This is a genomic window from Hymenobacter aerophilus DSM 13606 (genome assembly GCF_000382225.1).
GTDB classification, from domain to species: domain Bacteria; phylum Bacteroidota; class Bacteroidia; order Cytophagales; family Hymenobacteraceae; genus Hymenobacter; species Hymenobacter aerophilus.
The window spans coordinates 107,306-125,203 of the sequence record NZ_KB907800.1 but is presented as its reverse complement, the minus strand read 5'-3'; the positions used below and the strand labels follow the sequence as shown (position 1 = coordinate 125,203).

Sequence of the window (17,898 nt, the reverse complement as noted above, 5' to 3'; positions counted from 1 at the left end):
TGGGTCGAGTCTCTACAAGCGGCACATGAACCGAGGATTGTTCCGCCAGCTAAGCCCCGAAAAACTCCTGGCCCACCAGCCGCTCGGTTTCCTGCCAGAGCTGCCGGGTTTTGGCGGGGTCGGTGAAGGCGTGCTTCACGGGCTGGGCCTGCTCCTTGGCAAAGTAGCCGCCACTCACCTGCCCGCCAATGGGGTCGGTGGCCAGGAAAATGCTGGTGCGGGCGCCTTCGTCGGGTGTGAGCAGTAGCGGCGCGGCCAGCCCGGTAAGCCAGCTCGTCAGGCCGCCCGAGGCCGAGCCGAAGCCGCTGGCCACCACGCCGGGGTGCAGGCTGTTGGTGACGACGTGGCTGATGCCGCGCGCCCGTAGCTGCCGGGCCAGCTCCTGGGTGAAGAGGATGTTGTAGAGCTTGGTGTTGCCGTACTGCCGCCACGCGCTGTAGTTTTCCTCTTGGTTGAGGTCGTGCAGTTTGGGTTTGGCCAGGCGGTAGCCGTCGGAGGCCACGTTCACGATGCGGGCTGCCTCGCTCCGTTCCAGGGCCGGCAGCAGCAGGCTGGTGAGCAGGAAGGGGCCGAGGTAGTTGGTGGCCAAGGTCATTTCGTACCCGTCGGCCGAGGTTTCACGCTGCTTGCCGAAGATGAGGCCGGCGTTGTTCACCAGCACGTCGAGGCGGTGGTAGCGCTGGATGAACTCCTCGGCCGCCCGCCGCACCTGGCTCAAATCCGAGAGGTCGCACAACAGCACATCCACCCGCTGCCCGGAGGCGGCCAGCTGCTGGAATTCCTGGCGCACCCGGGCGGCCTTGGCCGCGTCGCGGGCCAGCAGGATAATGTGGTAGCCGCGGCGCACCAGCTCGCGGGCCGTTACCTTGCCAATGCCCGAAGTGGCGCCCGTCACGAGGGCAATCTGTTCAGAAGCGAGAGTATTCATAGGATAAGCAAGTGGTTGGCTGGCTATACGCGGGGCCGACTCACTTGGGTACTGGGCCCACTTGCTTTTGGGCGTTCTACTGCTCCACTAATAACCGAAGCGCCAAGGGCGCCGCGCCGCCATTGCCTTCCCTTATGCGAACTATATAATTGCCCGTCGGCAGGTCGGCCACCGAAAAAGTAAGCCGCCGACCCACAGCCGAAAAGGTGCGCAGCAGGCGTCCGTGTTCGTCACACAGCGTTACGAGGCGGTCGGCAGCAATTGCAAAGTCCAGCGAGGCTTGTTGCCGGGCCGGGTTGGGGTAGGGACCGACTACGGGCGCCACCGAGGGAGCTAATGCTTCAGCCGGGATGCTCCGGGATTCTCGGGTTTGCAGCCGGTACACCGGTAGGCTATCAAGCTGAGCCGCGTAGAAGTTGCGCAGTTGCCGCCTGTCGAACCGGAGCCGCAAACTGTCGTTGCTGGCGTTCCGAAAGCGAACCAGTTCGGAGAAATTTCCCTGTTGAACCTGCCCGCTCAGGGCTATCATCTGCCGGTAGCCAGTATTCAGGCCCTGCACCTGCCCGCGGCCAATGCGCGCCGCATGTACCCAATTGGCCCCATCGGAACCAGTCTCGACAAAGTAGTAAAGGCCCCGAAACCGGAAAACGCGGGCCGTTAGCACCGTGTCGGCCGTTGAAGTGATGAACGTGTTGCGGCCGGTTGCGGCGTCAAAAGCCAGCCGGAGTTCCAGTGTGTCGTCGGGGCTGACCAACGTGAATTCATCGCTTAGCTTGCGCGTCATATTCAGAGGCCTCTTAACCGCAATAGGGTCGAACTGCGCCTTCGGGTTGGATTGGCCATCACAGCCCGCCAGTAGAATGACCAGGCCTAAAAAGCATAGTGTCCGCATAGGTTGGAAGGTTTGATAGTGAGTAGGTTAATGCCCCGCCAGCCCTGCAGGTAACCCGCCGGACAATCGGCCACCCAAATCATCCGATATTTGCCGCCTATGCCCGCTGCCGTTCCGCTGTCCGTCGTCATCATCACTTTCAACGAAGAAGCCAACATTGCCCGCTGCCTCGAAGCCGCCCGCCCGGTGGCCGACGAGCTGCTGGTGGTGGATAGTTTTTCGACGGACCGCACGGTAGAAATCTGCCGGGAGCTGGGGGCGCGGGTGGTGCAGCACGCCTTTGCCGGCTACGTCGAGCAGAAAAACTACGCCACCGCCCAGGCCCGCCACGAGCACGTACTGCAGCTCGATGCCGACGAAGTGCTGACGCCGGAGCTGCAAACCAGCATCCGGGCGGCGCTGGCCAACTGGCAGGGCGGCGGCTACACGCTGGCTCGCCTCACCAGCTACGTCGGCCACTGGGTGCGCCACGGCGGCTGGTACCCCGACCGCAAACTACGCCTCTACGACCGGCGCCTGGGCCGCTGGCAGGGCCTGCTGCTACACGAGCACTACGAGCTGGCGCCCGGCCAACCCGCGCCGCAACCTCTGGCTGGCGATGCGCTGCACTACTCTTATACTTCCGTCGAACAGCACGTGCAGCAGCTCAACCGCTTCACCAGCATTGCCGCCGAGGAGCTGTGGCTGAAAAACCGGCGGCAGGTAACGGTTTTTCATCTGGTACTGAAACCCATCTGGAAGTTCGTGCACGGCTACGTGGTGCGGGGCGGCTTTCTGGATGGATTCGCGGGCCTCAGCATTGCTGCCATTTCGGCCTGGGGCGTGTTTCTGAAGTTCGCCAAGCTCAAGTATCTAGGCGAAATGAAAGAAGTTGAGTAGGTGATAAGCGACGCCAAATTTAAAAACAGAAGCAGCGCTGATAGCTATCAGCTAAAAGCTAACAGCCCAAAACCATGAGCCGTACTTTCCTCATCAGCCGCACCGATGCCATCGGCGACGTAGTGCTGACGCTGCCGGTAGCCGGCCGGCTGAAGCAGCTGTTTCCGGGCTGCCGGGTGCTGCTGCTGGGCCGCAACTACACCCGCGCCGTGGCGGAGGCTTGCCCCTGGCTGGATGGCTTCGTGAGCCTTGATGAGCTGCAGCAGCTGCCGCCCAACCAGCAGGTAGCCGCCCTGCGCGCTATTGGGGCCGATACCATGCTGCACGTCTTTCCAAATAAAGATCTGGCCCGGCTGGCGCTGCTGGCCGGCATCAAGGTGCGCATCGGCACCCGCAACCGCTGGTTTCACTGGCTTACCTGCAACCGCCTCGTAAAGCTCAGCCGCCGCCACTCGCCCCTGCACGAAAGCCAGCTCAACCTGGCCCTGCTGGCTCCGCTGGGCGAAAACGCCGCTCTACCGCTACCCGAAGTGGCTGCGCTGGTGAAGCTGACGCCCGCTGTGCCGCTGCGGCCCGCGCTGCAACAGTTGCTGGCGGCCCGCACCCCTGGCCAGCTCAATGTGGTGCTGCACCCGCGCAGCCGCGGCAGCGCCCGCGAGTGGGGCCTGCCACACTTCGGCCAGCTGGCCCGGGTGCTTCACCAGGCCGGCCACCGCGTATTCGTTTCGGGCACGGCTGCCGAGGGGGAGGAGTTGCGCGACTGGCTGACCGAGCACCAGCCCTACCTGGCGGCCGACCTCACCGGCCAGCTGGACCTGCCCGAATTCCTGGCCTTTCTGGCTGCTGCCGATGGGCTGGTGGCCGGCAGCACCGGTCCGCTGCACCTGGCCGCTGCGCTGGGCCGGCACGCGCTGGGCCTCTATCCGCCCATCCGGCCCATGCACCCCGGCCGATGGGCCCCGCTGGGCCCCCACGCCGAATACCTGGTTTTCGACCGGCCCGACTGCCAGGACTGCCGCGCGCAGCCGGCCGCCTGCACCTGCATCAAGGCCCTGGAGCCAGCGCTGGTACTGGCGCGGGTGCAGCAGTGGCAGCCGTTGCCGCCGTTTTCGTAGGCAGTGCCCGTAGGTTTGTTTGCCCGGCTGGGGTAGCGGCGCAATACCCTGCCGCTCGTTGGCGCCGTTGTTGCCGGTGTTAGTCGGGCTGCAATCAAGTGCCGAACTTTACGTCTTTCTGCTCAACCAGCTTCAATGCCCGCTTCCTCACGTCTTTCCGCTGCTCCCACTTCACTGGCCGTTTGGCAGGAGTGGTGGCGTTCCGGCCGGTTGTCGCAGCACTTGCTGCTGCTGGCCTGCGTGGCGGGTGTAGTGGGGTTGCTGGCGTCGCGGGCTTTGGTGGCGCTGGCACCGGTAACGGGCGTGGTGGCGGCGCTGGCCAACCCCGGGCTGCGTCGGCAGCTGCCCCGGTGGCTGCGGCTGCGCACGGTGTGGGCCCCGGCCGGCCTCTACGCGCTGCTGCTGCTCAGCGGCCTCTACACCCACGAGTGGCCTGTGTGGCGGCACGAGCTGTTTCGGCAGCTGCCCTGGCTGGGGGTGCCGCTGCTATTCGGGCTGGCCGTGCCGCTAACTGAGCGGCAGCGGTTCGGGGTAGGCAGCCTGTTTGTAGTGGGCCTGGCGCTTATCGGGGCGGCTACGCTGGGCCAGTATCTGCGCGACCCGGCCGCCGCCAACGAGGCCATCCGGCTGGGCCATAACCTGCCTTCAGTTACGCGCATCTTCCACATTCATTTTGGGCTGATGCTGGCGCTGGCGGCTTTTTTCGGCTTTCGGATGGTGCGGCAGCCCCTGGCGCCCCGCTGGCTGCGGGTGGCGCTGGGCCTGAGTGTAGTGGTATGCGTGGCCGTGCTGCACATTCTGGCTTACCGCACTGGTTTGATAGCGGCGTACGTAGTCTTGTCGGTGGAGGCGCTGCTGGCGCTGCTGGTGCGGCGGCGGTACTGGCTCGGGGCCGCGCTGCTGCTGGGCCTGGCGCTGGGGCCCTGGGTGGCATACCGCACGCTGGGCTCGGTGTACGAGCGGGTGCACGCCACATTCTACGATCTGGAGCAGTTCGAGCTGGGGCACGACATCAACGACTTCTCGCTTTCGCGGCGGCTGGCGGCCTGGCAGACAGCCAGCGTAATAGCCCGGCGGCACCCCGTGCTGGGCGTGGGTCCGGCCGATGCCTACGCCGCCATGATGCACCAGTACGACTGGCGCGACTACGGCCTGCGGCCCGAAAACCGCGTCATGATTCACAACCAGTACCTGCACCAGTTGGTGAGTGGCGGCGCAGTAGGGTTGGCGCTGTGGCTGCTGGTGCTGTTCGGGCCGCTGGTGCAACCCGCCCTACGCCGAAATCCGTACGTGTACCGGTTCCTGCTGCTGCAGGCCGTCGCCATGCTGGCCGATTCGCTGCTTCAACTGCAAATCAGCTTCAACCTGTTTGTTTTTCTCTACGGCTTTTTGATTGTGGCTGCTGAGCGCCGGGCTAAGCAGAGTCCCAAACCTTCCCCGGCGCAAATGGTATAAACAGTATATTTGTCTGACCGCGGTTTTCAGCCCCGAAAACCGCACTTTTTAGCGTCCATGAGCGATTCTCCCGAGCGGGTTCCCAAGCTGAGCAAAGAGGAAAAAGACCGGCGTTTCCAGGCCGAGCTGATGCCCGTGCTCGACCCGTTATACAATTTTGCCTTCCGCCTCACCCTCGACGAGGACGATGCAAATGACCTGGTACAGGAAACTTATCTGAAAGCATATCGCTTCTTTGAGTACTTTGAACCGGGGACCAACGCCAAAGCGTGGCTGTTTCGCATCCTCAAAAACTCGTTCATCAACGATTTTCGCAAGAAAAGTAAGCAGCCTGCCAAGGTTGACTACAGCGAAATCGAAGGCTACTACAACTCCGAAGAAGTGGAGGCCGACTCCGATGCCGGCACCACCTCCTCGGACATGCGGCAGCAGGCCGTGCGCGACCTTATCGGTGATGAGGTGGCCCGCGCGCTGAACTCGCTGCCCGTGGATTTCCGCACGGTCATCATCCTCTGCGACCTCGAAGGGTTCACGTACGAGGAGATGGCCAAAGTGCTCGACATCCCTATCGGTACGGTGCGTTCGCGCCTGCACCGGGCCCGCAACTTCCTCAAAGAAAAACTCGACAAATACGCCCGCTCGATGGGCTACGGCTCAAACGGAGCCGCAGCCGACGACGAGGATGAGGACGAATCCTCGACTGATTAACCACTTCATTCATTTCTTTCAAAGCCAGGCACTCGCTATGGAAACTACGTCTACTTCATCAACCAACTCGGCAGCCGCCGCCCAAACCGACGGCCCCGACTGTGAGCGCGTGAACACGATTCTCGACCAAATCATTGTGGGCCACGAGCCCTCGGCGGAGGATGAAGAGTACTTCATCAGCCACGCCGAAGATTGTTCGCCGTGCTTCGACAGCCTGGAGAAGCAGCAGATTTTCATCGACTTCCTGGCCCAGCATGTAGGCCGCAAAGGGGCCCCGGCCACACTTTCTCAGCGCATTCTTGCTAAAGTTCAGGCAGAAATGGCCTAATTTTACCCGATGCAGGGTAAAATCATTGCTTTCTCCGCGCCCTCCGGGGCCGGCAAAACCACCATCGTTCATCGGCTGCTGGCCCGAATGCCGGAGCTGAGCTTCTCCATTTCGGCCTGTACGCGCGACCGGCGCGGCCGCACCGAAACCAACGGCAAGGATTACTACTTCATCTCCGTGCAGGAGTTTCAGGAGAAAATCCGCCGCGACCAGTTTGTGGAGTGGGAAGAAGTGTACGAAGGTGCTTTCTACGGCACGCTGAAGGAGGAAGTAGAGCGCATCTGGGAAAACGGCCAGCACTCGGTGCTCGACGTGGACGTGAAAGGCGGCCTCAGCATCAAGGAGTTTTACCAGGACCGCGCTTTGGCGGTATTCGTGAAACCACCCTCGCTGGAAATCCTGGAGCAGCGCCTGCGCCACCGCGCCACCGACTCGGAAGCCAGCATATCGGCCCGGCTCTACAAGGCCAATTTCGAGCTCACGTTTGAGGACCGCTTCGATGTGGTTATCACCAACGACGACCTTGAGAAGGCAGTAGACGAAGCCGAACGACTGGTACGCGCCTTTATTACCGCCGAACCCGCCATTCTGTGAGCAGCCCCACCTCCGATGCCCCCGCGGGCCGGAAAGTGGGGCTGCTTTTTGGTTCGTTCAACCCCATCCATACCGGCCACCTGATTCTGGCCAACTTCCTGGCCACGCACACCGACCTGGCCGAAGTCTGGCTTATCATCTCGCCTCAGAGCCCCTTCAAAGCCGAAGCCGACTTGCTCGACGAGCAGGCGCGGCTGGCGCTGGTTACCCGCGCTATTGCCGGCAATGCGCGGCTGCGGGTGCTCGACCTGGAGTTCCAGATGCCCAAGCCCAGCTACACCATCGACACGCTCGATGAGCTGCGGCAGCGGCATCCGGAGCAGGAATTCGTGCTGCTCATGGGCGGCGACAACCTGCCCGGCCTGCCGCGCTGGAAAGCCGCCGACCGCCTGCTGGCCGAATACCAAATCTACGTGTACCCGCGCCCCGGCTACGACCTCCCCGCGCCGCTGCCACCCAAAGTGCACGTGGTAGAGGCGCCGCTGCTCGATATATCGGCCACCTTCATCCGCCGCTGCCTGCGCGAGGGCCTGTCGGTTCGCTACCTGCTGCCCGAAGTGGTGGAGCAGCAGATTCGGGCGGAGGGGTATTACTCTTGAGAAGACAGGAGACAGGAGCTGGAAGCTCCAAGCTGACGTTCAACATCAGCTTGGAGCTTGCGGCTTATAGCTTGTAGCTTATTATGAAGAAATCAGATCGTCATGATCTCCGATTCCTTCTTGCCCAGCACCTCATCTACTTTGCTGATGTAGGCGTCGGTGAACTTCTGGACTTTGGCTTCGGCATCCTTGATCGAGTCTTCCGAAGCGCCGTCCTTCTGGAGCTTGCGCAGCGAGTCGTTCGTGTCTTTGCGGATGCCGCGGATGCGGACTTTGCCGTTCTCCGACTCGGCCTTGGCCTGCTTTACCAGCTCGCGGCGGCGCTCCTCGGTCATGGCCGGAATGTTGAGGCGCACACCTTCGGCGTCCGTCTGCGGGTTGAGGCCCAGGTCGCTGTTCTTGATAGCCTTCACGATTTCGCCCACCATGTTTTTCTCCCAGGGCTTGATGTAAAGCGTGCGGGCGTCGGGCGTCGATACGTTGGCCACGTTGGCCAGCGGCGTGGGCGTGCCGTAGTAATCGACCCGCAGCGAGTCGAGCATAGCGGGCGAGGCCTTGCCGGCCCGGATGCGCGCAAATTCTACGGTCGTATGCTCCAAGGCCTTGCCCATGGATTCTTCGGCCTCATCGAGATAAAACTTAATTTCTTCGTCCACTTCGGAAAAGTTAAGCGTTGAAAATGTAGGGTTGAAAAACGGATTTGCGCGGGCTGCCTAACAGGCGTCGGCCGACTCATCGACGGCAGGTTGCAGGCCCGTGGTATCGGCGGCCGAGGCATTCGCGCCATTCATACTCACCAACGTGCCCACGCTGTCGCCACGCAACAGGCGCTGCAGGTTGCCTTCCTTGTTCATATCGAAAACGATGATGGGCAGGTTGTTTTCCTTGCAGAGCGTGAAGGCCGTCATGTCCATCACGTTGAGCTTCTGGTCCATCACCTCATCGAAGCTGATATCGGCAAAGCGCTTGGCAGTGGGGTCCTTTTCGGGGTCGGCGGTGTAAATACCATCCACGCGCGTACCCTTCAGCACCACATCCGCCTCAATTTCGATGGCCCGCAGCGAGGCGGCCGAGTCGGTGGTGAAGTAGGGCGAGCCGATACCGGCGCCGAAGATGACCACGCGACCTTTTTCGAGGTGGCGCATGGCCCGGCGGCGGATGTAGGGCTCGCACACCTGCTGAATATGCAGGCCCGAGAGCAGGCGCGTATTGACGTCCAGCTTTTCGAGGGCGCTTTGCAGGGCCATCGAGTTGATGACGGTGGCCAGCATGCCCATGTAATCGCCCTGCACCCGGTCGAGGCCAAAGGCTTCGGCCTGCACGCCGCGGTAGATGTTGCCGCCCCCGATAACGACGGCTACCTGCGTGCCCGTAGCGGCGGCAATTTTGATTTCTTCGGCGTACTGCATGAGCCGGTTGGCGTCGATGCCGTACTGCTGCTGGCCCATCAGGGCCTCGCCACTCAGTTTCAGCAGAATTCGGTTGTACTTCAAGGCCTATGGAGATGGTGGAGTAAGAAGAAAAAGCGGCCGGCAGAAAGTTACGCGAACTGGATCAGCACCTGGCCCTTGGTTACGTTGTCGCGCAGGCTCACTTTGATAGCCGCCACGATGCCCTCGCCGGGGGCTTTGAGGATGTTTTCCATTTTCATGGCTTCCAGCACCAGCAGCGCGTCGCCTTTCTGCACGGTCTGGCCGGGCTCCACGCGCACGTCCACAATCAGGCCGGGCATGGGCGCTTTCAGCTCGTTTACCTTGGTGCTGACGGCTGCGCTCAGGCCCATTTTGTCGAGCAGCAAATCGAGGCGGTCTTTGGCCTGGAACTCCAGCCGCTGGTCGTTGATCTTCAGGGCCACGGTTTTGGCGGCGTAATCGATTTCCAGCAGCTCGGCGTTGTAGGAGCGGTTTTGGTAAAGGATGCTGTAGCGGCCGTTGCCGAGCGCCGTCAGGTCCCAGGCGAACGGCTGGCCGCCTACGGTAACTGCCCCGTTGGGCTGGTAGTCGACTTCCAGCGGCGACTGGGCCGCGGCGGCCAATTGGATTTGGAGCATACGAGTAGGGCGGGAGTGGGGCAGAAAAGGCCTTAAAGATAGGTCAAATCTGAAATAAATTCGGAACTTCACCATCTAATACCCTAGTGCCTTCCTGCATGAAATACCTCGTTCTCGGTATTCTTTTCCTGTGGCTGCCAGCCCAGCTACCGGCTGCTGCTCAGGCCGGTAAGGCGGGCCGCGTCGGGGCTGCCAGCCCGCATTCGCCCGCCCGAAAAGCGCCCGATACTACGCCATACCTGGCGCCCGCCACGGCGCCCGTACCCAACTGGCTGCCCGATCAGGCGCGGCCCCGGCAGCCCTCGGCCACCATCCTCCACGACCTGGTAGATACCAAGCTCGACCTGCGCCCCGACTGGGCCCGGCAATGGCTGCCGGGTACGGCTACGCTCACGCTCCGCCCGCATTTCTACCCCCAAAACCAGCTCGTGCTCGATGCCAAAGGCTTCGACATTAAAGCCGTGGAGCTGCTGAACGCGGGCCGCAAGGGCCGCGACCTGAAGTACACCTACGACAAAAAGAAGCTCACTATTGCCCTCGACCGCACCTACCAGCGCACCGAGCAGTACCAGGTGCGCATTCAGTACGTGGCCAAGCCCAACGAGCTGCCCAAGGGTGGGAGCGAGGCCATTGTGGATGATAAGGGTCTGTACTTTATCAACCCACTCGGCACCGAGAAGGGCAAGCCCCGCCAGCTCTGGACCCAGGGCGAGACGGAGGGTAGCTCATGCTGGTTTCCGACCATCGACCGGCCCAACCAGCGCATGACCCAGGAAATCAGCCTGACGGTGGAAGCCGACCAAAAAACGCTGTCCAATGGGCTGCTCGTGTCGTCGCGGCGCAATACCGATGGCACCCGTACCGATACCTGGAAGCTCAGCCAGCCCCACGCGCCCTATTTGGCCATGCTGGCAGTGGGCAACTTTGCCGTCGTGTCGGACACCTGGCGCGGCAAGCCGGTGGACTATTACGTGGACCCCGCTTTTCAGAATACGGCCAAGCGCGTGTTCGGTAACACGCCCGAAATGCTGGAATTCTTCTCCAAAAAGCTGGGCGTTGATTACCCCTGGGACAAGTACTCGCAGGTAGCGGTGCACGATTTCGTAACGGGCGCCATGGAAAACACGACGGCCTCCACGTTCGGGCAGCAGATAGTGCAGTTTACGCCCCGCGAGCTGGCCGACGTACCCTACGACGGCTCCGAGTCGGTTATTGCCCACGAGCTGTTTCACCAGTGGTTCGGCGACTACGTAACCAACGAGTCGTGGGGCAACCTGCCGCTCAACGAGGCCTTTGCCGACTACTCGGAGCTGCTCTGGGCCGAGCACAAGTACGGCGCCGATGCGGCCGCGCTGGTGCAGCGCAACAAGCTGCGCTCCTACCTCGAAGAGGCGCAGATGAAGCGCGAGCCGCTTATCCGCACCAGCTACAACAGCCACGAAGACCTGTTCGACCGCCACTCCTACGACAAGGGCGGCCGGGTGCTGCACATGCTGCGCAACCTCGTCGGCGACGAGGCCTTCTTCGCCTCGCTCACCCGCTACCTCAACCATAACAAGCTGTCGGCCGTTGAGCTGGCCAAGCTGCGCATTGCGTTCGAGGAAACAACCGGCGAGGATTTGACGTGGTTTTTCGACCAGTGGTTTCTGCAACGCGGCCACCCCGAGCTGCGCGTTACGCACAGCTTCGAGAGCAACGCCGTAGTGCTGCGCGTGCGCCAGGTGCAGGATACGCTCTACCAGCCCGTGTACCGCCTGCCGGTATCGGTGGCCATCTGGAACGGTAATCAGTCGGCCGAGCATCGCATCGTTATCACCAAAGCCGACCAGACGTTTCGGCTGCCCATGGCCCAGCGGCCTTCTCTCGTGAAGTTCGATAATGATGGCATCCTGCTGGCTGATATTGACCAGCAGCAAAGCCAGGAGGAACTGCAATTCCAGCTCAGCCACGCCCGTGGCTACCTGCAACGGGTGCAGGCCATCGAGGGGCTGAAACCCAAATCAGGCGACTTGCTGGTGAGCTCGGCCTTCCGCACGGCCCTCAACGACTCGTTCTGGGCTACCCGCGTGGCGGCGCTGGAGGGCCTGCGCCGCTACCGGGGCGCCGAGGGTAGCATGGTGCGCAAAGACTTACAGCGGGTAGCCCTCAACGAAAAGCACGGCGCCGTGCGGGCCACGGCCATCAGCGTGCTGTCGTCGTTTCCCAATGAAGATTTCGCCCAGGTCTACGAAGCGGCCCTCGCCGACAGCTCCTATCTGGTAAGCGCCGCCGCCGTCGATGCGCTGGCAAAGGCGCCGGCGCCCACCACCCGGGCTCAGGTGGCCAAGCTCCAGAAAACCCGCAACCCGGCCCTGCTCACGTCGCTGTCGAACTACTACGGCCTCAACGGCACGCTCGACGACTACGACTGGTTTCTGCAGCGCAGCCAGGATGCCCAGCCCGAAGTGTTGTATGTGCTGCTCGAAAACTTCGGCAAGCTGATGAACCGCATTCCGCCCGTGGAGCGCGAGAAAGGCGTACAACTGCTCGAAAACCTGGCGCGCAGCCATCCGCAACTGTATGTGCGCCTTGGCGCCTACAAGGGCCTGAACGAGCTGACCGGGAGCATGCCCAACCTCAAAAATACCCTGCAGGACATCCGAAATAAGGAGAAAGACAACAACCTAAAGGCCATGTACAGCCTGGTGCAGTAATTTTTTTTTGTCGGGACAGTTAATTTTCAAGGCAGGCTTTAGCTTAGAAAGTCAGCCGCTTAGCGCGGCGCTCGGGCCGCGGGAGGCACAAAAAACCAGCCGGCTCCAAACCTTTTTTCGCGCAGGGCTTGACTTACGTCAGAAAGCCACTAATTTTGCAACTCCAATTCGAGAAAACGCGGCTCCGGCCCGCGAATTGGAATGGGCCGGTTTCGCGCAGACGGCGTTGAAACCACACTAATCGGGGGTGTCGCATAGTGGCAATTGCGGCTGACTGTAACTCAGCTCCTTCGGGTTCAGAGGTTCGAGTCCTCTCTCCCCCACATTACCGGTTTGAAAGTCTGGAAGCCAGAAGGTGATTAAAAAGCCTGCGCTTACAATCATCTTCTGGCTTCTGCACTTTTAGCCTCTTTTCCCCCGCGGGAGTAGCTCAGTTGGTAGAGCGGCAGCCTTCCAAGCTGCAGGTCGCGAGTTCGAACCTCGTCTCCCGCTCGTAGCAACAGTGTAGCTCAGGTAACAGTTTAGGCCGGCTCCGGTTGGCAATTGTTGTTCTCCTGTCGTACCTTTGCCCCGGCTACGCGCCAGCGGGCTAAAAATACCAGCCGTTTTAGCTCAGTGGTAGAGCACTTCCTTGGTAAGGAAGAGGTCATGGGTTCAAATCCCATAAATGGCTCAGAATTACGAGTACCAACGGGGCAGCGCGACTGCACCGTTTTGGAACTGTCAGCCAAGCAAAGCGACGTGCAGTCCCTGGTCAAGCAGAGCTGTGTTTCGCTTTCTTCTGTATAGTTAGGTTTTAGTCGCGTTTTCCCCTTCTCACCTCAAAATTCCTCTTAATCTCTTTACAATGGCTAAAGAAAATTTTGACCGGTCCAAGCCGCACGTAAACATCGGCACGATTGGTCACGTTGACCACGGCAAAACCACCCTCACCGCCGCCATTACCCAGGTACTGGCCAACAAGGGTCTGGCTGCCAAGCGCGACTTCTCTTCGATCGACAATGCTCCCGAAGAAAAAGAGCGTGGCATTACCATCAACACCTCGCACGTAGAGTACGCCACCGAGAACCGTCACTATGCTCACGTTGACTGCCCCGGTCACGCTGACTACGTGAAGAACATGGTTACCGGTGCTGCCCAGATGGACGGCGCTATCCTCGTGGTAGCTGCTACCGACGGCCCAATGCCCCAGACCCGTGAGCACATCCTGCTCGCCCGTCAGGTTGGTGTTCCCCAGCTGGTGGTGTTCATGAACAAAGTTGACATGGTGGACGACCCCGAGCTCCTCGAGCTGGTGGAGATGGAAATCCGTGAGCTGCTTTCGTTCTACGACTTCGACGGCGACAACATCCCCGTAATTCAGGGCTCGGCTCTGGGTGGCCTGAATGGCGATGCCAACTGGGTTCCCAAGATCGAGGAGCTGATGGACGCGGTTGACTCGTTCATTCCGATTCCTGCTCGTCTGACCGACCTGCCCTTCCTGATGCCTGTTGAGGACGTGTTCTCGATTACGGGTCGTGGAACGGTTGCTACCGGCCGTATCGAGCGTGGCATCATCAACTCGGGTGAGCAGGTTGATATTCTCGGCATGGGTGCTGAGAACCTGAAGTCGACCGTTACCGGTGTAGAGATGTTCCGCAAGATCCTCGACCGTGGCGAAGCCGGCGACAACGTTGGTCTGCTGCTCCGCGGTATTGAGAAGGAAGCCATCCGTCGGGGCATGGTAATCTGCAAGCCAGGTTCCGTGAAGCCGCACACCAAGTTCAAGGCTGAGGTGTACGTACTCTCGAAAGAGGAAGGTGGCCGTCACACGCCGTTCTTCAACAACTACCGTCCTCAGTTCTATTTCCGCACCACCGACGTAACCGGCATCATCACGCTGGCCGAGGGTGTAGAAATGGTAATGCCCGGCGACAACGTAACTATCTCGGTTGAGCTGATCAACTCGGTAGCTATGGAGAAAGGCCTCCGCTTCGCTATCCGTGAGGGTGGCCGGACGGTAGGTGCCGGTCAGGTAACCGAAATCACCGAGTAGTTTTCCACCGGAAATCTGCTGAAATAAAACGATCCGCCCCCGAAAATTTCGGGGGCGGATTTGTTTTGTCTGAAGAGTTACCTACATTTGCAGTCCCAATCCGATTTTATAGCCGGGCGGGACGCATCCACGGGCGTAGTTCAAGGGTAGAATAGAGGTCTCCAAAACCTTTGATGGGAGTTCGAATCTCTCCGCCCGTGCCACCAGATTGTACGGCTGCTTCGGCAGCCGTTCTTTTACTCACTCTCACCAGCCGGGCCTTTCGCACATGAGCAAGCTGACCAACTACTTCCGGGAAACTGCCGAGGAGATGCGCTACAAGGTAACGTGGCCCTCGATGGAAGAACTGCAGAAAAGCGCCGGCCTCGTACTGCTCGGCTCGCTGATTTTTGCCGTGGTGGTGGGCGTGATGGATGTAATTTTCAAGGAGGGCCTGGAGGCCTTCTATAACTCGTTCCTTTAATCGGCACTGACGCGACTAAAATGGGCGAATTGAAATGGTACGTGGTACGCTCGGTGAGCGGCCAGGAAAAGAAAGCCAAGACTTACCTCGAAACGGAAATCGGCCGCCACGGCCTCTCGGACCTGGTACCCCAGGTACTGATTCCGGTAGAGAAGGTGTTCGAGATGCGCAACGGCAAGAAGCGCGTGCGCGAGCGGAACCTGTATCCCGGCTACATCATCATCCACGCCGACCTGACCCACGGCGAGGTCGACCACATCATCACCAGCACCCCGGGCATCATCGGCTTCCTCTCCGACAAGGAGGGCAAGGCGGCCAACCAGAATACGGTACCCGTGCCGCTGCACATTTCGGAAGTGAACCGCATCCTCGGCATCGTCGATGAGTCGGAGGAGCAGACCGAAACGCTAGAAACGCCATACGTGGTGGGCGAGCTGGTGAAAATCGTGGATGGTGGCTTTGCCGGCATGTCGGGCAACGTGGCCGAGGTGTACGAGGACCGTAAGCGCCTCAACGTCATCGTAAAAATCTTCGGCCGTAGCCAGCCCATGGAGTTGAGCTACACCCAGGTCGAGAAGGAAATAGAGTAATTGTTAGAAGTGAGATTTGAGAGGTGAGAAGCTGTTCTGGTTTCTTCTTCACAAAAGAGGAATCGAGACTATATAGAACAAAGTCTCACCTCTCACTTCTGATATCTCACTTCTCAAAGAAAAACGTCATCGGTTATCCGCTCCGGACCGGTGGTGCTTCCACTTCGGAGCAATTAGAAAACTGAGGATACTGCGAGTTACGTCGCGGCATCCGAAGCCTTACAAACCAAATGGCCAAGGAAATTAGAGGTTATCTGAAGCTTCAGATAAAGGGAGGCGCCGCGAACCCCGCACCGCCGGTTGGACCTGCACTTGGTAGCAAAGGCCTTAACATCATGGAGTTCTGCAAGCAGTTCAATGCGCGCACCCAAGATAAGGCCGGCCAAGTTTGTCCTGTTCTCATCACCATGTACACCGACAAGTCGTTCGACTTCGTGGTGAAGACCCCCCCGGTGCCCGTTCTGCTAAAGGACGCCGCCAAGCTCCAGAGCGGTTCGAAAGAGCCTAACCGGAACAAGGTAGGGTCGATTACGTGGGACCAGGTGCGCACTATTGCCGAAACCAAAATGCCCGACCTGAACGCCTTTGAGGTGGAGTCGGCCATGAAGCAGGTTGCCGGTACGGCGCGTAGCATGGGTATCACCGTGTCGGGTGCTTCTCCTTTCGCAGCTTAATTAAACGACGGAGAAGACATGGCAAAAATCAGCAAGAAGCGCCAGGAAGCCCTGGCCAAGCACGACCTGACCGAAATCCGGACGCTGGTAGAAGCAGCGAAGGTTGTGAAGGACATCACCTACACGAAATTCGATGCCTCCGTGGATATCGACGTTCGGTTGGGTGTTGACCCCCGCAAAGCCGACCAGATGGTACGTGGCGTTGCTACGCTGCCCCACGGCACGGGCAAAACCGTTCGTGTGCTGGCCCTCGTTACGCCCGACAAAGAAGCCGAAGCTACTGCAGCTGGTGCCGACTACGTGGGTCTTGACGACTACATCTCGAAAATCGAGAAAGGCTGGACTGACATCGACGTTATCATCACCATGCCGGCCGTAATGGCCAAAGTGGGCCGTCTGGGCCGCGTATTGGGCCCCCGTGGCCTGATGCCGAACCCCAAGTCGGGCACGGTAACGACCGATGTAGCCAAGGCAGTGCAGGAGGTGAAGGCTGGTAAAATCGACTTCAAAGTTGATAAAACCGGTATCATCCACTGCTCGGTAGGCAAGGTGTCGTTTGATGACCAGAAGCTGGCTGAAAACGCCATCGAGGTTATCCAGACCCTCCAGCGCCTGAAGCCTTCGTCGGCCAAAGGCACTTACATCAAGAGCATTACGCTCTCGAGCACGATGTCGCCCGGCGTACCAGTCGACACGTCGGTAACTTCCGCTTAATCTTTAATCAACACGCGATATGATCCGGGAAGATAAACAAGCCCTCGTCGACGAGTTGAGCGAGAAGTTCCAATCGCACAACGCGTTCTACATTGCCGATGCGTCGGGAATGTCGGTGGCGAAAATCAACGAATTCCGTCGGCTCTGCTTCAACCGCGGCCTGGAGTTCAAGGTGTACAAGAACACGTTCATCCGCAAGGCCCTCGATACCCTCGATGTGGATACTTCGGAGATGGACGCAGCGCTGGTAGGCCAGTCGGGCATCCTGTTCTCGAAAGAGAGCGGCAATGCTCCCGCCAAGCTGATGCAGGACTTCCACAAGGCCCAGAACTACAGCAAAACTGCCGTTGTTCGCCCCGCCCTGAAGGGTGCCTACGTGGACGCCAGCATCTACCTCGGCCACGAGCAGCTCGGCACGCTGGCTACGCTGAAAGGCAAGACGGAACTCATCGGTGAAATCATCGGTCTGCTCCAGTCGCCCGCCAAAAATGTTATCTCTGCTCTGTCGAGCGGCGGCAGCAAGCTGGCTGGCATCCTCAAAACGCTTTCCGAAAAAGAAGAGGTTGCAGGCTAACCACTGCTCGTCTTTTTCAAACATAAATTTTCTTCAACAACCCCCCTTTTTAACAATCTACAGAAATGGCAGATTTGAAAGCATTCGCCGAGCAGCTCGTTAGCCTGACGGTAAAAGAAGTAAACGAACTGGCTGGCATCCTGAAGGACGAGTACGGCATTGAGCCCGCTGCTGCTGCTCCGATGATGATGGCTGGCGGCGGTGGCGCTGCTGCTGACGCTCCTGAGGAGAAGACCTCGTTCGACGTAATCCTGAAAGCTGCCGGTGGCCAGAAGCTGGCTGTTGTGAAGCTGGTGAAGGACCTGACCGGCCTCGGCCTGAAGGAAGCCAAAGAACTCGTTGACGGTGCTCCAAAGGCCGTTAAGGAAGGTGTTGCCAAAGACGAGGCTGAAGGCCTGAAGAAGCAACTGGAAGAGGCTGGCGCTGAAGTAGAGATTAAGTAATCTCTGCTGCCTGCTCTAACACCCAACAAATTAGGAGAGGCCTGGCAACTAAGCCAGGTCTTTTCCTGTTTGTAGGCAACAAAGTAGTCGGAAGTTCGTTTACGCGCCGCTTTGCGGCTTTTCGCGGCTACGGACGGTCCAGCGCAAACTGCTACTAGTAGTGC

The 17,898-nt window shown here is 59.9% G+C and carries 20 protein-coding genes and 4 tRNA genes; 19 read left to right on the top strand and 5 right to left on the bottom strand.

Going from position 1 to position 17,898, the window contains the following annotated elements:
• Window positions 1-49: 49 nt before the first annotated feature.
• Both H145_RS0100660 and H145_RS0100655 read right to left on the bottom strand, forming a co-directional pair.
• Window positions 50-928, bottom strand: a complete 879-nt coding sequence (locus H145_RS0100660; RefSeq protein WP_019946201.1) for an SDR family oxidoreductase — start codon at window positions 926-928, stop codon at window positions 50-52.
• A gap of 76 nt (window positions 929-1,004) precedes the next feature.
• Entirely contained in the window at window positions 1,005-1,820 is an 816-nt protein-coding gene (locus H145_RS0100655) for a T9SS type A sorting domain-containing protein (RefSeq protein ID WP_019946200.1), read from the bottom strand.
• A 99-nt stretch (window positions 1,821-1,919) separates the two neighbouring features.
• Between H145_RS0100655 and H145_RS0100650 the strand changes: the two genes are divergently transcribed.
• The 7 genes from H145_RS0100650 to nadD all read left to right on the top strand — a co-directional run bounded on the left by H145_RS0100650 (window position 1,920) and on the right by nadD (window position 7,498).
• On the top strand, window positions 1,920-2,699 hold the full coding sequence (locus tag H145_RS0100650) for a glycosyltransferase family 2 protein (protein ID WP_019946199.1): 780 nt from the start codon (window positions 1,920-1,922) through the stop codon (window positions 2,697-2,699).
• A 74-nt stretch (window positions 2,700-2,773) separates the two neighbouring features.
• A complete protein-coding gene (locus H145_RS0100645; protein ID WP_019946198.1) occupies window positions 2,774-3,814 on the top strand; it encodes a glycosyltransferase family 9 protein in 1,041 nt (346 codons plus the stop codon).
• 135 nt (window positions 3,815-3,949) lie between these two features.
• Entirely contained in the window at window positions 3,950-5,269 is a 1,320-nt protein-coding gene (locus H145_RS0100640) for an O-antigen ligase family protein (RefSeq protein ID WP_083937624.1), read from the top strand.
• Window positions 5,270-5,326: 57 nt separating this feature from the next.
• Window positions 5,327-5,977, top strand: coding sequence for a sigma-70 family RNA polymerase sigma factor (locus H145_RS0100635; RefSeq protein ID WP_019946196.1), 651 nt, complete (start codon window positions 5,327-5,329; stop codon window positions 5,975-5,977).
• A 37-nt stretch (window positions 5,978-6,014) separates the two neighbouring features.
• A complete protein-coding gene (locus H145_RS0100630; RefSeq protein WP_019946195.1) occupies window positions 6,015-6,305 on the top strand; it encodes a hypothetical protein in 291 nt (96 codons plus the stop codon).
• Between the two features lie 9 nt (window positions 6,306-6,314).
• Entirely contained in the window at window positions 6,315-6,899 is a 585-nt protein-coding gene (gmk, locus tag H145_RS0100625; protein ID WP_019946194.1) for a guanylate kinase, read from the top strand.
• A complete protein-coding gene (gene nadD, locus H145_RS0100620) occupies window positions 6,896-7,498 on the top strand; it encodes a nicotinate (nicotinamide) nucleotide adenylyltransferase (protein ID WP_019946193.1) in 603 nt (200 codons plus the stop codon). Before gmk ends, nadD begins: the two co-directional genes overlap by 4 nt.
• Window positions 7,499-7,590: 92 nt before the next feature.
• Here nadD and frr read toward each other — a convergent pair whose 3' ends face one another.
• Genes frr through H145_RS0100605 form a run of 3 tightly spaced genes read right to left on the bottom strand, consistent with a single transcriptional unit; the run spans window position 7,591 to window position 9,548 of the window.
• Window positions 7,591-8,154, bottom strand: a complete 564-nt coding sequence (gene frr / locus H145_RS0100615; protein ID WP_019946192.1) for a ribosome recycling factor — start codon at window positions 8,152-8,154, stop codon at window positions 7,591-7,593.
• Between the two features lie 57 nt (window positions 8,155-8,211).
• Window positions 8,212-8,991 (bottom strand): UMP kinase, encoded by a 780-nt coding sequence (gene pyrH / locus H145_RS0100610; RefSeq protein ID WP_019946191.1) that lies wholly within the window; start codon window positions 8,989-8,991, stop codon window positions 8,212-8,214.
• A gap of 47 nt (window positions 8,992-9,038) precedes the next feature.
• Window positions 9,039-9,548, bottom strand: coding sequence for a biotin/lipoyl-containing protein (locus H145_RS0100605; protein WP_019946190.1), 510 nt, complete (start codon window positions 9,546-9,548; stop codon window positions 9,039-9,041).
• 98 nt (window positions 9,549-9,646) lie between these two features.
• Here H145_RS0100605 and H145_RS0100600 point away from each other — a divergent pair, with 98 nt between their 5' ends.
• The 12 genes from H145_RS0100600 to rplL all read left to right on the top strand — a co-directional run bounded on the left by H145_RS0100600 (window position 9,647) and on the right by rplL (window position 17,734).
• Complete coding sequence (locus tag H145_RS0100600) at window positions 9,647-12,241, top strand: M1 family metallopeptidase (RefSeq protein ID WP_019946189.1); 2,595 nt, start codon at window positions 9,647-9,649, stop codon at window positions 12,239-12,241.
• Between the two features lie 243 nt (window positions 12,242-12,484).
• Window positions 12,485-12,564 (top strand) — tRNA-Tyr (locus tag H145_RS0100595).
• Window positions 12,565-12,660: 96 nt separating this feature from the next.
• Window positions 12,661-12,733: transfer RNA gene (locus H145_RS0100590), tRNA-Gly, on the top strand.
• Window positions 12,734-12,842: 109 nt separating this feature from the next.
• A tRNA-Thr gene (locus H145_RS0100585) sits at window positions 12,843-12,914 on the top strand.
• Between the two features lie 174 nt (window positions 12,915-13,088).
• A complete protein-coding gene (gene tuf / locus H145_RS0100580) occupies window positions 13,089-14,276 on the top strand; it encodes an elongation factor Tu (RefSeq protein WP_019946188.1) in 1,188 nt (395 codons plus the stop codon).
• A gap of 129 nt (window positions 14,277-14,405) precedes the next feature.
• Window positions 14,406-14,479 (top strand) — tRNA-Trp (locus H145_RS0100575).
• A gap of 65 nt (window positions 14,480-14,544) precedes the next feature.
• Entirely contained in the window at window positions 14,545-14,739 is a 195-nt protein-coding gene (gene secE, locus H145_RS0100570; RefSeq protein WP_019946187.1) for a preprotein translocase subunit SecE, read from the top strand.
• Between the two features lie 20 nt (window positions 14,740-14,759).
• Window positions 14,760-15,329 carry a transcription termination/antitermination protein NusG gene (nusG, locus tag H145_RS0100565; protein ID WP_019946186.1) on the top strand — a complete coding sequence of 190 codons (570 nt, stop codon included), beginning with the start codon at window positions 14,760-14,762 and terminating at the stop codon, window positions 15,327-15,329.
• A gap of 230 nt (window positions 15,330-15,559) precedes the next feature.
• Window positions 15,560-16,003, top strand: coding sequence for a 50S ribosomal protein L11 (gene rplK, locus H145_RS0100560; RefSeq protein WP_019946185.1), 444 nt, complete (start codon window positions 15,560-15,562; stop codon window positions 16,001-16,003).
• An 18-nt stretch (window positions 16,004-16,021) separates the two neighbouring features.
• Window positions 16,022-16,717, top strand: a complete 696-nt coding sequence (gene rplA / locus H145_RS0100555) for a 50S ribosomal protein L1 (protein ID WP_019946184.1) — start codon at window positions 16,022-16,024, stop codon at window positions 16,715-16,717.
• Between the two features lie 19 nt (window positions 16,718-16,736).
• Entirely contained in the window at window positions 16,737-17,291 is a 555-nt protein-coding gene (gene rplJ, locus H145_RS0100550) for a 50S ribosomal protein L10 (RefSeq protein ID WP_019946183.1), read from the top strand.
• Window positions 17,292-17,356: 65 nt separating this feature from the next.
• Window positions 17,357-17,734 carry a 50S ribosomal protein L7/L12 gene (gene rplL / locus H145_RS0100545; RefSeq protein ID WP_019946182.1) on the top strand — a complete coding sequence of 126 codons (378 nt, stop codon included), beginning with the start codon at window positions 17,357-17,359 and terminating at the stop codon, window positions 17,732-17,734.
• The last annotated feature ends 164 nt before the right edge of the window (window positions 17,735-17,898 follow it).

Excerpts from the sequence above, each read along its gene's own strand:
- H145_RS0100660 (WP_019946201.1), bottom strand. The coding sequence starts at position 928 with ATGAATACTCTCGCTTCTGAACAGATTGCCCTCGTGACGGGCGCCACT.
- H145_RS0100655 (WP_019946200.1), bottom strand. The coding sequence starts at position 1,820 with ATGCGGACACTATGCTTTTTAGGCCTGGTCATTCTACTGGCGGGCTGT.
- H145_RS0100650 (WP_019946199.1), top strand. The coding sequence starts at position 1,920 with ATGCCCGCTGCCGTTCCGCTGTCCGTCGTCATCATCACTTTCAACGAA.
- H145_RS0100645 (WP_019946198.1), top strand. The coding sequence starts at position 2,774 with ATGAGCCGTACTTTCCTCATCAGCCGCACCGATGCCATCGGCGACGTA.
- H145_RS0100640 (WP_083937624.1), top strand. The coding sequence starts at position 3,950 with ATGCCCGCTTCCTCACGTCTTTCCGCTGCTCCCACTTCACTGGCCGTT.
- H145_RS0100635 (WP_019946196.1), top strand. The coding sequence starts at position 5,327 with ATGAGCGATTCTCCCGAGCGGGTTCCCAAGCTGAGCAAAGAGGAAAAA.
- H145_RS0100630 (WP_019946195.1), top strand. The coding sequence starts at position 6,015 with ATGGAAACTACGTCTACTTCATCAACCAACTCGGCAGCCGCCGCCCAA.
- gmk (WP_019946194.1), top strand. The coding sequence starts at position 6,315 with ATGCAGGGTAAAATCATTGCTTTCTCCGCGCCCTCCGGGGCCGGCAAA.
- H145_RS0100605 (WP_019946190.1), bottom strand. The coding sequence starts at position 9,548 with ATGCTCCAAATCCAATTGGCCGCCGCGGCCCAGTCGCCGCTGGAAGTC.
- H145_RS0100600 (WP_019946189.1), top strand. The coding sequence starts at position 9,647 with ATGAAATACCTCGTTCTCGGTATTCTTTTCCTGTGGCTGCCAGCCCAG.
- tuf (WP_019946188.1), top strand. The coding sequence starts at position 13,089 with ATGGCTAAAGAAAATTTTGACCGGTCCAAGCCGCACGTAAACATCGGC.
- secE (WP_019946187.1), top strand. The coding sequence starts at position 14,545 with ATGAGCAAGCTGACCAACTACTTCCGGGAAACTGCCGAGGAGATGCGC.
- nusG (WP_019946186.1), top strand. The coding sequence starts at position 14,760 with ATGGGCGAATTGAAATGGTACGTGGTACGCTCGGTGAGCGGCCAGGAA.
- rplK (WP_019946185.1), top strand. The coding sequence starts at position 15,560 with ATGGCCAAGGAAATTAGAGGTTATCTGAAGCTTCAGATAAAGGGAGGC.
- rplA (WP_019946184.1), top strand. The coding sequence starts at position 16,022 with ATGGCAAAAATCAGCAAGAAGCGCCAGGAAGCCCTGGCCAAGCACGAC.
- rplJ (WP_019946183.1), top strand. The coding sequence starts at position 16,737 with ATGATCCGGGAAGATAAACAAGCCCTCGTCGACGAGTTGAGCGAGAAG.
- rplL (WP_019946182.1), top strand. The coding sequence starts at position 17,357 with ATGGCAGATTTGAAAGCATTCGCCGAGCAGCTCGTTAGCCTGACGGTA.